13 protein-coding genes are annotated in these 14578 nt (G+C 40.1%); all 13 read right to left on the minus strand.

All coding sequences use genetic code 11. The features are described from left to right. Window positions 1-292 precede the first annotated feature (292 nt). Window positions 293-1666 carry a tetratricopeptide repeat protein gene (locus tag JBW_RS22005; protein ID WP_007959990.1) on the minus strand — a complete coding sequence of 458 codons (1374 nt, stop codon included), beginning with the start codon at window positions 1664-1666 and terminating at the stop codon, window positions 293-295. Window positions 1667-1856: 190 nt separating this feature from the next. Then, the gene (locus JBW_RS22010) at window positions 1857-2816 is read right to left on the minus strand and encodes a 3'-5' exoribonuclease YhaM family protein (RefSeq protein ID WP_007959987.1); all 960 of its coding nucleotides are present in this window, start codon (window positions 2814-2816) and stop codon (window positions 1857-1859) included. 2 nt (window positions 2817-2818) lie between these two features. Next, window positions 2819-3457 (minus strand): trimeric intracellular cation channel family protein, encoded by a 639-nt coding sequence (locus tag JBW_RS22015; RefSeq protein WP_007959986.1) that lies wholly within the window; start codon window positions 3455-3457, stop codon window positions 2819-2821. A gap of 18 nt (window positions 3458-3475) precedes the next feature. Next, window positions 3476-4078 (minus strand): DNA-3-methyladenine glycosylase I, encoded by a 603-nt coding sequence (locus JBW_RS22020; protein WP_007959982.1) that lies wholly within the window; start codon window positions 4076-4078, stop codon window positions 3476-3478. 297 nt (window positions 4079-4375) lie between these two features. Then, window positions 4376-5254 (minus strand): homocitrate synthase, encoded by an 879-nt coding sequence (locus JBW_RS22025; RefSeq protein ID WP_007959981.1) that lies wholly within the window; start codon window positions 5252-5254, stop codon window positions 4376-4378. Window positions 5255-5260: 6 nt separating this feature from the next. After that, the gene (locus tag JBW_RS22030) at window positions 5261-6325 is read right to left on the minus strand and encodes a pyruvate carboxyltransferase (RefSeq protein ID WP_007959979.1); all 1065 of its coding nucleotides are present in this window, start codon (window positions 6323-6325) and stop codon (window positions 5261-5263) included. Further along, entirely contained in the window at window positions 6322-6957 is a 636-nt protein-coding gene (locus JBW_RS22035; RefSeq protein ID WP_007959977.1) for a Fe-only nitrogenase accessory AnfO family protein, read from the minus strand. Before JBW_RS22035 ends, JBW_RS22030 begins: the two co-directional genes overlap by 4 nt. Before the next feature lie 44 nt (window positions 6958-7001). Further along, window positions 7002-7313: a 2Fe-2S ferredoxin gene (locus JBW_RS22040; protein ID WP_007959975.1), complete on the minus strand. Its 312-nt coding sequence runs from the start codon at window positions 7311-7313 to the stop codon at window positions 7002-7004. A 16-nt stretch (window positions 7314-7329) separates the two neighbouring features. Further along, window positions 7330-8568: a nitrogenase cofactor biosynthesis protein NifB gene (gene nifB / locus JBW_RS22045; RefSeq protein ID WP_007959973.1), complete on the minus strand. Its 1239-nt coding sequence runs from the start codon at window positions 8566-8568 to the stop codon at window positions 7330-7332. 57 nt (window positions 8569-8625) lie between these two features. Continuing rightward, complete coding sequence (locus tag JBW_RS22050; RefSeq protein ID WP_007959972.1) at window positions 8626-10005, minus strand: nitrogenase component 1; 1380 nt, start codon at window positions 10003-10005, stop codon at window positions 8626-8628. Next, on the minus strand, window positions 9998-11377 hold the full coding sequence (gene nifE / locus JBW_RS22055) for a nitrogenase iron-molybdenum cofactor biosynthesis protein NifE (protein WP_007959970.1): 1380 nt from the start codon (window positions 11375-11377) through the stop codon (window positions 9998-10000). The genes JBW_RS22050 and nifE overlap by 8 nt, the downstream gene beginning before the upstream one ends. 189 nt (window positions 11378-11566) lie before the next feature. Then, a complete protein-coding gene (nifK, locus tag JBW_RS22060; RefSeq protein WP_007959969.1) occupies window positions 11567-12955 on the minus strand; it encodes a nitrogenase molybdenum-iron protein subunit beta in 1389 nt (462 codons plus the stop codon). Window position 12956: 1 nt separating this feature from the next. Next, entirely contained in the window at window positions 12957-14570 is a 1614-nt protein-coding gene (nifD, locus tag JBW_RS22065) for a nitrogenase molybdenum-iron protein alpha chain (protein WP_007959968.1), read from the minus strand. Window positions 14571-14578: the final 8 nt, after the last annotated feature.

Here is a 14578-nt window from a genome sequence, read left to right on the forward strand (position 1 = left end):
AGCGCTAATGCGTCATTTTAAAAATAAAACCTTTTGAACCGCGAAGACACAATCGAAAATCAGGAAACGGCTATTTACGCCGCTTCCTGATTTTTTTATAAATCGAAATGTTAAAATGAACTTATGATTCAATCGTATTCTCAGTATTATCTTGTTCCGCTGTTACATTTGAGGAACTAAGATTTGCTTCCTTATTTTCCTGTGTAAGGCTCAGGTTGTATGCAGGACCAACAATATACATCGATCTGCTTTATATATCGGAGATCTTTCTTTGAAATTCCTTTGAATTCTTTTAATTGTCTTTGATTTTGTTAAAATTGTTATTATTTTTGAGTCTAACTTCCAGATTCGTTTTTACCCGCGCTAAAACGTCTTGCCAATCACCTCTATGATTTTGACGAAAAATTCGTATCGTTGGATACCAAAGACTCTCTTGTCCTTTTTCCTGCCAGCGCCAATCAGGGTCAACGGACAAAAGCAGCCATGTTTCTTTCCCCATAGCTCCTGCTAAATGCGCAACTGCCGTGTCTACCGTTATTATCAGATCCAGATTCTCAATCAGCCCTGCTGTTTCGGCAAAGTCACTGATATTCTCATGAAAATCAATTACTTGATGCGAAACCGTTTGTAGATCGGCAGCTTTTTCATCCATTTGCAAGCTTACCCAAGTTACCTCCTGGAGAGAAAAAAGCTGCTTGAACACATGAAAAGGAATGGATCGATTTTTATCATTTTTATGATTTGGATTACCGGCCCAAACAACACCAATGGTAAAAGACTGATCCTTTATTTCTTTTTTCAGAATCTCACTCCAATTGTTTATCAGGTTAGAATCTGCTTTTATATATGGAATGGGGCTAGGAATCGTATCTAATGTAGTATGAAACATATATGGCAAACTTGGTAATGGACAGGAAAACTTATACTCTCCCACCATCTTTTCGTCAGTTTGGATTATAATATTCTCAAAAGAAGCAGACATTAATCGTTCTAGCTGTTTGGGAAGGAACAAAACTACTTCGGAAGCCACTTTTTCAATTTCTTGAGCATATCTTACAAAATGAATCGTATCACCGAACCCTTGTTCATGAAACAATACTATTTTTTCTCCTATTAGCTCTTCTACCTTCCTATGAGTGCATTCAGAATCACAGGCATTAAAGATTTTGCGGCGCAGTTCATACCCTCTCCAGCCTTTCTCATACTGTCCCTGAAGTAAATATAAGACGCCTAATGCAAACTCAGCTTCTTTAAAGTCAGATCGCAGTCTGATAGCCAATTCAAGATGATTTTCAGCCTCATCTAATCGCTCCATCTGCTTGAGCACCATCCCAAGGCGAAAATGTGCTTCTGGAAAACCAGGTTCGTGACTTATCGTTTCGCGAAGACAAATTTCTGCTTCCTCCAGAAAACTTGTCCTAGAAAATAGCGTTCCTAAATTAAATAAAGCTTCAGCATAATCCGCCTTTAACTCTAAAGCACGCTGAAGATAGAATTCTGCTTCATTTAGATTATTTATATTAATTAATAGTGCACCTATACCATTATAAGCTTCAGCATAATCTGGTTTTAAAGAGATTGCTTGATGGAAAAGCTCTAATGCTTGCAATGCATCTCCTTCATGTGCCAGTGCAAGTCCCTGACTAAAACATAATTCTGCATTCATATGATTACTTTCCTCACTTTGATGCGATAACAAAAGTACTGATAGTCTACCTATAAAACTAAAAAGGAACCACAAAGGCGCAAAGGACACAAAGGGTTTTATTTATATTTTTGGTGCACTCCTTCGTGTGCCGCATCAGCGGCATTGTGTCTTTGTGGTTCATAATATCTTATCCTTTTTTAACCCCAATTCAAATCTTCGCTATCGCCGATTTATACAATTTTCGATTATTTAACAACCAAACTTTATCGGAAAACGCTCCATCTTCTACCTTTTCTAATGCTCGTCCCATATCATACATTCTCGCATCCATGATATCCAGATAATGCAGTATTTCAGCCTCGGGTATCATTGGTCTTTTAGGACTGCCAAACTCTGGTTCATAATGATGGGACAAGACCATATGCTGCAAAAGCAGGGAGGCTTCCGGGTCGGCTCCCACCTCTACAGCAGTCTGATCAATCATTTTTATTCCTTGGATGATATGTCCTAAGAGTTCTCCCTCTACCGTATATTCAGAGACAATCCCCAATTCACTGGCATTCATCTCCGCTATTTTTGCAATGTCATGGAGAATGATGCCTGCAAATAGCAAGTCCCGATTAAGACTTACATATACCTCACTTACCTTTTCACCCATTTTCAACATAGTGGTAATATGATATAAAAGACCGGAACGAACGGCATGATGATTTTGCTTTGCTGCCGGATATAATAGCAGCTTCTCTTTATTACCAACAACTAAAGTACTGACAATTTGTGCAATATCAGCATTTTCAATCATACCTATATATTTTTCAATTTCCTCATACATCGCTTCTGGGCTGTAGGGGGCAACGGGCACGAAATCACCAATATCTAACGCATCTTCTTGTGTCGCAGCTCTGATTTTATCAATTTTAAGCTGCAGCCTGCTCTGCCATTCTGAAACGCTTCCCCGTATTCTGACTAACATATTCACAGTGTATTTCGGTTCCGTTTCTGTATTATAATCCCAAAGTTTTGCATTAATTTCACCAGTGGGATCCACTAATGTTAAATCAAGATAACTTTTATTATTACTGGTTGTTTTGTATTCAGCAGCCTTCACAAGAAAAAAGCTCTGAATTAGGTCACCAGACTGAAAATCTCTAATTTTTTTAGTTTCCATCCTTACTCTCCCTTACTCTCATCCTTTTCATGCCCTTTTGCAGCAGGCACCGGAAAGTTAATATCATATTTCATACAAATCATCCGAATGATCACAGTGACAAAAAAACATAAATACATCGGACCATTTCCTAACAAAAACGGTTTCGAATAGAAAAAACATATCGCTCCTGCAATAGAAGCTACTGCATATACTTCTTTTCGAAAAATAAGGGGGATATCCCTCACAAATACATCTCGAATCAAGCCGCCACCTACACCGCTGAGTACAGCCATCATAACGGTGATAAATAACCGATGATACTCATATAAAAATGACATATTTGCACCCGCCGCCGTAAAAGCCCCCAGTCCTACGGCATCACAGATCACAATAACATTATTGAATTTATTAATCCACTGATAATTTATACTTACAATAATAGCCGTAACCAAACTGATAATAGTAAAAAAGGGATAGACAAAGGCTGTAGGAGGATTAATCCCAATTAAAACATCCCGTACAATACCTCCGCCAACTGCCGTAGTTAGCGCTAACATAAACACGCCAAACAAATCTAAGTGTTTGTGTATCCCCGTCAAAGCTCCTGCTGCTGCAAAAGCAATGGTTCCAATCACTTCAATAATATTCAATACTTCCATTTATTACTCCTTGTTCTGTTACTCTTTCCTCAGCTCTTTGTGACGATAACAATGGGTTATATGGTCATTAACCATACCAACTGCCTGCATATAGGCATAACAAATCGTCGGCCCTACAAAAGAAAACCCCTTTTTCTTCAAGACCCTGCTCATTTCCTTTGATTCTAACGTCTCTGTGGGAACCTCATCCAGAGAAGACCAGCTGTTTTGTCTAGGCGAACCGCCAATAAACTGCCACATATACGTTGAAAAACTACCCGTTTCCTGTTGTACTTGCAAAAAGGCTCTGGCATTTTTAACAATAGCTGACATCTTTAAAGAATTACGAATCAATCTAGGGTCAGACATCAATTTTAACATTTTTTCCTCATCATAAACAGCAATTTTAGCTGCAGAAAATCCATCCAGCACTTCACGATAAGCTTCACGCCTTTTTAATATAGTAATCCAGCTTAACCCTGCCTGCAAGCCTTCTAAGAGCAGAAATTCAAACAACTTATCATCATTATATTGAGGCACTCCCCATTCGGTGTCATGATATTTCTGATATAGAACATCAGCTGTTACCCAGCCACACCGCTGTATTTCATGAGAAGTACATAACACATCATTTTTTTTCATATAACTACTCCCATTACTTCTTTTTTATCCTATTTTCTACAAAATCACCTTTCCCTACTTCCATACCAAATTCACAAATTCCTGCATAGAAAAAAGCTACACGTCCTTTAAAACATAGCCGTTTATGAACCACAAAGACGCAAAGGACACAAAGGGTTTAAATTCTTTGTGCTCTCCTTAGTGTGCCGCGGGCAGCGGCATTGCGCCTTTGTGGTTCATAACTCTTATATTAGAAAAAACACCAAGACTCCTTGCCTATCGCAAGTCGTCTTGGAGTTTTTCTAAACCCTAGATTATCTAAGCTATTTTATTAGCATTATCGACAGTAAAAGCATTGCCGATAATTGGTTTATAGTCAAACACATCCTTGTTGCCAGCCTGCATCACCAAATGGCTTAAGTGGGGAAAATCACTTCTGTTAACATGGCATTTCATACCATATACGACTTGCCATGCAGTCACCACTTCCTCTAATGCTGCATTTCCAGCCCGTTCGCCAATCCCCCCGATCGTTGTACTTGCCAGTTCAGCCCCGGCGGCAAGCGCTACCAAGGTATTGGCATTGGCTAAACCAAAATCATTGTGCATATGAACTTCTACCGGCAATGGGCAGCGAGGAATCAATTCCTGAAAGATAGAATGCACCCCTAATGGATTTAGGCAACCTACCGTATCCGCATAACGAATGCGAACTGCTCCCAATTCTGCCGCTATATTTGCAACTTGCAGGAAATACTCCCGATCCCCTCGTGAAGCATCTTCTGCTCCTACAGAAACCGTACAGCCAAAGCTTTGTGCCAACAATATGGATTGTTTTAAATTCTCCAGTACCCATTCTCTGCTTTTTTTTAATTTTTGTTCAATATGCAAATCAGAAACAGGAACAGAGATATGCAGATGGGAAAAACCACAAGATACTGAAGACAGAATATCATTTTTAAGGGCACGATTCCAAGCAATCACCTTAGCTTGCAGCCCAGCAGACAAAATCATCTTCATCGCTTCTTGCTCTTCTTCTCCCATAACAGGAACCCCTGCCTCAATCCAGGTAACTCCCGCCTTATCTAGTGCCATGGCAATATTTAATTTATCCTGAGCAGAAAAAACAATGTTTGGGGACTGTTCTCCATCTCTTAGGGTAGTATCCACAATCTCAATTGTTCTTGCATCCTGCATAATGATCTATCCTTCCTGCTTTACCTGTATAGCTTGATATAACTCCCATAATGCATGATCATCTACTTGCTTTTTTTGCCTCACTGCTAACCTACGAACTTGTTTTAATAAAGTTTGCGCGTGAGCGTCAGATATGCTAATATTCCACTGCCGAAACTTAGCTTGGATAGATGCATTTCCTGAATGCTTGCCAATTACTAGTTGTCTGGTTAACCCGACTTCTTCGGGAGAAAAAGCTTCATACATCTGAGGATTTTTGATCACTCCATCTACATGAATCCCTGACTCATGAGCAAAAATATCCTGGCCAATAATCGCTTTTGTTTTCGTCAGGGTTAGCCCCATAGCAAACAATATTTGGGAACAAATCAACGCTAAATGCCCCGTTTGTTTACTTGCTTTTCCTAGTAACCGTTTTTGCGCCATGATAAGTTCTTCCACAGCAGCATGCCCCTGCAAACCGATACCAGCTACTGCTGCTGCAATTCGTTTCACACCAACTTGTAAGGCAGCTAATGCATTACCGGTAGCCAAGCCATAGGCATTATGTCCATGAAATTCTAAACAAACAGGTATTTTAATCAATAAAGAAGCCAAAATTCTCGAAGCTGCTACCGGATCCAAAAGGCTCTCTTTATCCCCATATATAAACGAATCGATTCCATCAATGGGAATATCTCGCCAGAGAAAACAAAGTTCTTCTATTGAAAATCGGGAAGCATTTTCTATACAAAATCCAATATTCATACCTAGTCGCTGGGCAGTAAAAAAGGCTGTACAAACTGTACTCGTCAGGCCTTGCCCCAAATGTGGAGTGCAAGCAATGATAACATTTTTAAACCCTAACTTATCGGCCAATGCGACTTCCGCTAAAGTGCCATTAATTTTCCCGCGTATATGTTTTTGCTGATATAGATTCAACTTTGGCAGACCATGTTTCTCCCAATCAACTACTTTACAATCAATCACATCCACTGGAAGCTTTTGCAAAAGCTCTAGCAAGGGATTTATCTGTCCATTGTCCATTCCTACTCGCAGACCTTCTTGTAACGTTTGATCTACCCAAATCATTTTTCACAAACTCTTTTACTAATATAAACGTGAGTTTCAGCAGGTGCTGTCTTTTCTACTTCACCAACTAAATTACCACCTGTCAACTCTGCTTCCAGCCAAGGAGGAATATGATTGCAAAGGACCTCTAGACGATAGAATTTCCCTTGCCGCAAGAACGGCAACAGCACTTGTTTGGAAGTAATTCCACCAGTATTTTCCTGAACCTCTTTAATGGATATATAATAATCGCCCTTTTCTCTTTCTATGGGTAAAGGAATTACATTGTTGCCCTGGGATTGCTCCTCCTCTTCCTTGTCTTCTTCTTGCTTTAACACATAATCTAGAAAAGATAACGGCTTTTGCTTTCCTTCAAATTCCCAAATACTGCACTGATTTTTTTCCAATTCAAAGTAAGGTACACCAACGACAGCGCAGCCTACAAAAATCTTACATTGGTCTAAAAACAAAATGATCTCAGCCATCTGCCGACGCAAGCCAACCAATCCAGCTTCCTTATCTAATGAAAATTTTTGTTCTCTGATAACCTTCCAAGACCCTTGTACTTTTTGATAAATGACAATGGCATTCGCCTCATCTAAAGAGCTGGTTACGCCATTATCATTTATACAGACTGCGACTTCTGAATACACAGCAATCCCTCCCCCTTTCCTATACACCTAAGATCTACATTCTATTAAAGTGCTAAACGTTCCACTATATTACCGCCTTCAATATGCTCTTCCATAATGGTTTCTACATCATCAGGAGTAACCCCCTTATACCAGGTACCACCAGGATATATAACAACCACAGGTCCTTGCTCACAGATACCGAAACAGCCTGTATTATTCACAAATACCTCACCACCCAAATCCCGGTCCTCAATTTCCTCCATGAATTTTGCCACCAATTCCACGCCGCCTTTCGTATGGCAGTAACCTTTCTGTTGACCATTTGCTCTTGAGCTGGTACAAACGAAAATATGAAACTTTGGTTTATTCATCATGATTAGACCCTTCCTTTCAAATTGCTTTTTTCATCGTTAACTGTTCTACTGCATAAGACAATCCCTCTTCAACGGTATAACAATACTCCACACTCACAATACCATGTTCTAATAGTCTTTGTTGTCCATGATAACCAATGCGCATGGTCAAAACGGCGTTACAATCTTCAATCGCTTGAATTGCTGCGTTCTTTCGTCCCTCTTTAGAATCTGAATCATCACACTCTGAAGCACCAGAGCAATATTGCTCAACTTTGCGTCTCTCCACAAGGGTAAAGGATTTATCATTTACCTGGTAAATTAAAAATTCTGTCGCATGCCCAAAATGTTGATCTACTAATTTTCCATGCTTAGAGGTAACTGCAATCTTATATTCTTTACCAATCTGCTTAGCCAGAAAAACAGATTTTTCTGGTTCTGGCTTGGTCATACGAAACTCATTAGACCTGTCATTGCCTAAGAGTCCAACTGCATCAGCCCGACACTGCTTACAGTGTCTCATCTGCTGCATTTCAAGCTGACAGAGATCTCTCATTTCATTAATTTCTTTCATGCTGGTTTGCGGAAATTTTTCAAACGCACTTCCGGGAGCAGGAATCAGCGGCATGATGTTCGTGATAAAAACCCCTAATTCTTTCATTTTCTTTACGACTTCCGGAATATGATGATCATTGATTCCTTTTACCATGACAATATTGATTTTAACCAGTACACCATGCTCTACCAGATAGGCAATGCCTTTCAATTGATTTTGAATCATCAATTCAGCGCCAGCTACTCCTGTATAGCTTTTGCCCTCATAATTCACAACTTTATAAAGCCGCGCCCCAATGTTAGGATCAAGACAATTCACCGTAACGGTAATATGCTTTATGCCCAGTTCTACAAGCTCTGCTGCATAGTAAGGCAGCATTAAACCATTGGTTGACAAGCAAAATATAATATCCTCACCTTTTGCCTTAATTAATTCAATGGATTTTCTTGTAACATCCCAATTTGCCAAAGCGTCTCCAGGACCGGCAATCCCTACTACACTTAAATTTTCAATATTTTCTTTGACCCAGGAAAATTTTTGGCTGGCAAGCTCTGGTGTCAGCACTTCACTCGTTACTCCTGGTCGGCTTTCATTTACACAGTCAAATTTACGATTGCAATAATTACAGCTGATATTGCACTGGGGTGCCACTGGCAAATGCATCCGCGCATATTTATGATGGGCATCCGCATTATAACAGGGATGTTTGCTCTCTTCCATATCCTTCACCTCAATTTCCCCTAGCATTGCAGGGTATTTTTACTTACTACGAGCCAGCTACCCTTGCTGATAGAATTTTTCATACATAGAGCTTCGATATGATTTATATTTGTTTTCCAGCAGAGTATTGGTGATGCGATCCAACAACATCATTGTACCCGTATAACCTACAGATAAAAGTCGCTGTCCTCCTACCCGATCATGAATGGGAAACCCCAGTCTCACGAGAGGAATATCACCTTTTTCTGTAAGATATCGACCATCGGAAGGACCAATTCCAATATTGACTTTTCCTTCCTTACTGGCAGCTAAGATATGAGAGAAATCTGTTTCAATTAATATCTTACTTTGTTCTACGCACTCAGCTACTGCTGCTGTTACTAATTGATTGAACTTCCCGATTTGACTGCCTGTAGCCACAACTGCTGGGAAAACGCCATTTTCTACACAAATTTTGGTTACCGCATAGACCATTTCCGGCTCACCAAAAATAACACTTCTTCCTTGAAAATTATATTTATGAGAGTCAATCATCCCATCTAACAAACGTCCACGCTCTTGTTTAATACTTTCCGGAACATTCTTTCCAGTAATTTCTACTAAGGTATTGATAAATGCATCTGTACTTTCCACACCCATGGGTATGGCTATATTGTATAAAGGAATACCAAATTCTTCTTCCAAATATTTTCCTGGAGAAATCCCATCCTCTATGGTTATTCCCATTTGGATGGTCGCTACAGCCCCGCCCATAGATCGTATATCCGTTATTTTAGTCCCGCCATTGCTCATCTTGGTATAAGGTTTTGCAAAAGGGCGATCCAGGGTATCGGAAAAATCAGGATATAATACATATTCAATTTGCATGAGAGCTAACATACGCTTTATTTCACGAATATCAGCAGGACTGATGTTGGGAATAATAATATTTATTTTGTTATTTTTTTCTACAGCTTCCGTTAGCTGCATCAATATTCTTTTTAGAGTAAAAAAATAACCTTCAAAGTGACTTCCGCCATAGCCAGGCGTGGAAGCCGTAACAATAGGAAACTCTTCCATCTCTTTATCAATGAGATATTGACCCGTAATTCTCTCAATATCTTCACCAATGGTTTCTGCTAAGCAAGTCGTTACAATACCAATCAAAGCGGGATGATATACCTTCCTAATATTGTCCAAAGCTTGTCTAAGATTCTTTTCCCCGCCGTATATGGTGCCTTTTTCATTTAAAGAAGAAGATCCTACATCAACAGGCTCGTTAAAATGTTCGGCAATATGCCTGCGCATGTAGGTACTACAGCCTTGGGACCCATGAACAATAACCATGGACTGTTCGATTCCCTTTAATGCTAATATGCCGCCCATTGGCATGCACATATTGCAGGGATTCTCATTCACATTCCGAAAAGGCACATTCTCTTTGTTTTTTTCAGCCATGGTTCGCCACCCCGCTTTTCATTCCCAATGCATTAAGACTCTTCCATACAGGAGAACAGACGGTAGAATATACTTCTTCAGCAAAATTAATGGCACCCTCAAAACCGCTTAAAGGATGTTTGCGATCATGATTATGATCAATAAAGGCAATCCCTAATTTATAGGCCAAAGGCCGTTCTTTTACTCCGCCTACTAGTAGATTAGCACCCTTTTCCATCATGAATTTTTCCAGTTCAGCAGGATTCGCATCATCTAGAATCACCGTACCGTCATCCACTAACTCATTCATGATTTCATATTCCTCTTTTCTGCCGGTTTGCGTACCAATCATCACTACATCAATACCAATTTCCCTAAATTGCTTAATCAGAGAAATAGCCTTAAATCCTCCACCAACAAAAATGGCAGCCTTCTTGCCTTCCAGCTTAGTCCGATAGCCTTTGATAATGTCTTCTACTCTAGCAGTTTCTTTAGCAATCAACTCCTCTGCCTTAACAATCATAGACTCTTCTCCTAAAGCAGCCGCAATATTGCGCAATGAGGTGGCCGTATCCTCAATACCTAAAAAGGATATTTGAATATAAGGAATCTGGTAGAGTTCTTCCATTTTTCCCGCAAGATAGATCATCGATCCAGCACACTGTATGATGTTTAGCTTGGCCTTAGGGGCTGATTTCAAGGCTGTATAATGCGAATCACCCGTAAATGTAACGTTTAATTCTACCCCCATCTGCCGTAAATAATTTTGAATGATCCAAGCTTCCCCAGCCAGATTAAAGTCACCTAAATAGTTAATACTATTGTTCTTTTCGATTACTGCAGGCGCAGAGGGTTTTATCAAACGAAGCAACGCATCTCCTGCTGCCCTGTAGCCTGCAGATTTATTACCAATAAATCCGCTAGACTCTACTGGTATCACTTCAATATTATGTCTTCGAGAGGCGGCGTTGCAAATGGCTTCCAAGTCATCACCAATTACGCCGACAATACAGGTTGAATATACAAATACTAGTTTTGCCTGATATTTATTCACCAGTCCATCAATTGCTGCTGCTAATTTTTTTGCGCCGCCAAAAATAATGTCCTGCTCTTTCAAATCGGTAGAAAAGCTATTGCGATATAATTCAGCACCACTACTCAGGCTGCCGCGAATATCCCAGGTATAAGTGGCACAGCCAATTGGTCCATGTACCAAATGTATGGCATCTGTAATTGGATTGAGCACGACTCTGGCTCCACAATACACACAAGCCCTTTGGCTTACACAGCCGGCAGAACTGTCCGTATCACATTTAAGCTGTTTCTTATTCTTACCTTTCGTAACAATAAAATCATCTCGTTCTGTAATGCTTCCTGCAAGATCTTCAGCCATAGTACATCTCACTCCTCTCCTAAAAACTGTGCCAAAAAAATGGTTTACTAAAACAGCTAAAAAATTGAACCACAAAGGCGCAAAGGACACAAAGGGGACTATTTATATATTTATGTTCGTCTTTGTGTGCCGCACCAGCGGCATTGTGCCTTTGTGGTTCAATCATTAAAGATATTACAAAAAGTCTATCTACATTACCAATTCAAAGTCTTCATCTTTGGCATCTCTGTCTGCTCTGTCTAACAGGGCGTTACTAATCATCTCAATCAGTCTCATGGCACCATGATAACCAACAATCGGCAAGTAAGAATGAACACTTCTATCTAAAATTGGGAACCCGACTCGCATAAAAGGAACATCTTCCGCCCGGGCAATATATTTTCCATAGGTATTGCCAATCAATAGATCTACAGGCTGATTTTTAATCCATTGGTGCAAGGTAAATAAATCTCCTGCACTTTTCACATTAGCCTCAATCCCAGCACCTTTCAGCATACTATTAATGTCATCTTCAAAGCTTCCTGCTGCAGAATTGGAAGAACCACCTGGCGTCCCCGTCAGCACATGAAGAGGAACCATTCCTAAGCTTAATACAAACTCTGTTAAACCCGTTACAATATCAGGATCGCCAAAGATCGCTACGGTTTTCCCATGAAAATGGAAATGAGTGTCGGTCATAATATCAACCAGCTGACCTCGTTCTATTTCTATTTCTTTTGGAATTTCGCGGGCAAAGCTATTACGCAAGGTCATTAATAACGCATCCGTAGCTTTGATTCCAATGGGTGTTTTAAGGGTAGCTACAGGAACTTTGTATTCTTTGTTTAAAAGATCAGCGGGATCACTAGAGGCAAAGCGACCAAGGGCCAGAGTGATCTGAGAGTTTCCTGTATCCTTTAACTGTTCCACAGTTGTACCACCCTCAGGATACATCTCAAATTCTCCCGTCATCGGTGAATCCACGACTCCTGATGTATCAGGGAACATAATATATTCAATGCCCATGCTTTCTACCAAGCGTTTTATTTCCCGCATATCTCCAGGATTGACGAAGCCAGGAATAATATTGGCTTGTTCTTTTTTCTCTGGCGACGTACTTTCTGCTAAATAGCTAACCATCGCTTTTGTCATATTGGAGAACCCTGTGATATGGGACCCAACATAACTAGGAGTGTTCGCATGAATTACCAGTTTCCCCTCAGCCACTTCCGCTGTTTTTATAATACTGGAAACATCATCGCCAATGGTTTCTGTTAAACAAGTAGTGTGTATGGCCATAACATCCGGTTTATAGATGTGAAAAACATTTTGTATCGATGCTTTTAAGTTAGCACCACCGCCAAATACGGATGATCCTTCTGTAAAACAGCTAGTGGAAGCCATAACGGGATCACGGAAATGACGAGTTAAATGCATACGATGGTAAGAGCAGCACCCTTGTGATCCATGGCTATGAGGCAAACATTTGTGAATCCCCAGAGCAGCATACATAGCGCCAATTGGCTGACAAGTCTTAGCAGGGTTAATAATACCGCCACTTTTACGTTCGGTTATATCTTTTGGTGTACAATCTAACATACTATGCCACTCCTTCCTCAGTTACTGATCCTTCTAGTAAAGGTTGATTTTTCCATGGTGGGGTTATAAAATTCCAAGTTGGTGAGGCAAATCCCATACTGATATCTTCAGCGAATTTGACAGCACCATTAAAACCAGCATAAGGTCCGCTGTAATCATAGGAATGTAATTGTTTCGAGTTAATACCCATTTTTTGAATGACATATTTATCCTTGATCCCGGAAGTGAAAATGTCTGGTTTCAATGCTTTTATAAATTCTTCTGTTTCAAAATGATTTAAGTCATCAACAATGATGCTGCCATCTTTCATGTCAAAGCGCATGCCTTTATACTGACCTAAAGGTATTTTGGCTTTTAATTCTTCCAGTTTTTCTGGTGATACTTTCAAACGGAAGCGTTTTTCATCAGCTTCTGCTGTATAGTGAGGAATGTTTTTACTATCTGCATCTGTTTTAATGGTAGGAATCACTTCACGACCTTCATAATCATCCCGATGAGCAAACTCATATCCGGCTAATAAGGTCTCAATGCCTAGTTCACTAAATAGATTTTGGAAATGATGACCCCGGGATCCGCCAACAAAACAAAAGGCTGTTTTCCCTTCACAAATCTTTTTATATTGGTCAAATATCGGCTCAATTCTTGCCAATTCGCTAGCAATTACCGCCTCTGTCTTCAAGGTCAGTTCTTTGTCATCAAAATAAAGAGCCATGTTGCGCAAGGATTCAATTGTCCCTTGGATTCCGATAAAGTTAACCTTAAGCCAAGGTGTACCATATTTGGTTTCTAGCATCTCAGCAATATAGTTAATGGAGCGGTGACATTGCACCAAGTTAAGTTCTGCAGTATGAGCATTTTTAATTGCTTCATAAGACCCATCCCCTGTCATAACCGATACTACATGATAGCCGATTTCTTTGAGGATACGCTCTACTTCCCAGCCATCGCCACCGATGTTGTATTCCCCGAGAAGATTAATCGGGAACTTAGCAGGAGCTTGTTCTTGGTCCCCAGTACCAATTACCTTTTCCATTAAAATGTTATTGGCAATATGATGACCTGCGGATTGACTAACCCCTTTATAGCCTTCACAACTAAAAGACAGTACTTGCACTCCATGCTTTGCTTCTGCCGCTTTAGCAACAGCGCCCATATCATCACCAATCAATCCTACAGGGCAGGTAGCAGAAAGAGTAATGGCCTTAGGATGAAAGATTTCCATAACTTCATCAATTACCTTAGCCAGTTTCTTTTCCCCACCAAAAACAATATCACTTTCTTGCATATCCGTAGATATGCAGTAATTAATAAAATTCTGTTTTGGATCGTCGGATTTCGCTTTATTCCTCCGTGTATTCCACGCATAATAGCCACAACCAATTGGCCCATGGACAATATGCACCATATCCTTTATCGGACCTAAAACAACGCCCTTACAACCAGCATACGCACAGCCTCTGTTGGTGATAATACCAGGAATGGTCCGGGTATTGGCTTCAATTTGCTGACTTTCTACATCCGATCTTTTAATGAATATATGTTTTTTGCGATTTTTTTGCACTTTAGCTGGATATTGGTCTAATATCTCCTGAAGTTTTGCTTCATTCATTCCCATATTCCCTT

The organism is Pelosinus fermentans JBW45 (assembly GCF_000271665.2).
In the GTDB taxonomy this organism is placed as follows: Bacteria; Bacillota; Negativicutes; order DSM-13327; family DSM-13327; genus Pelosinus; species Pelosinus baikalensis.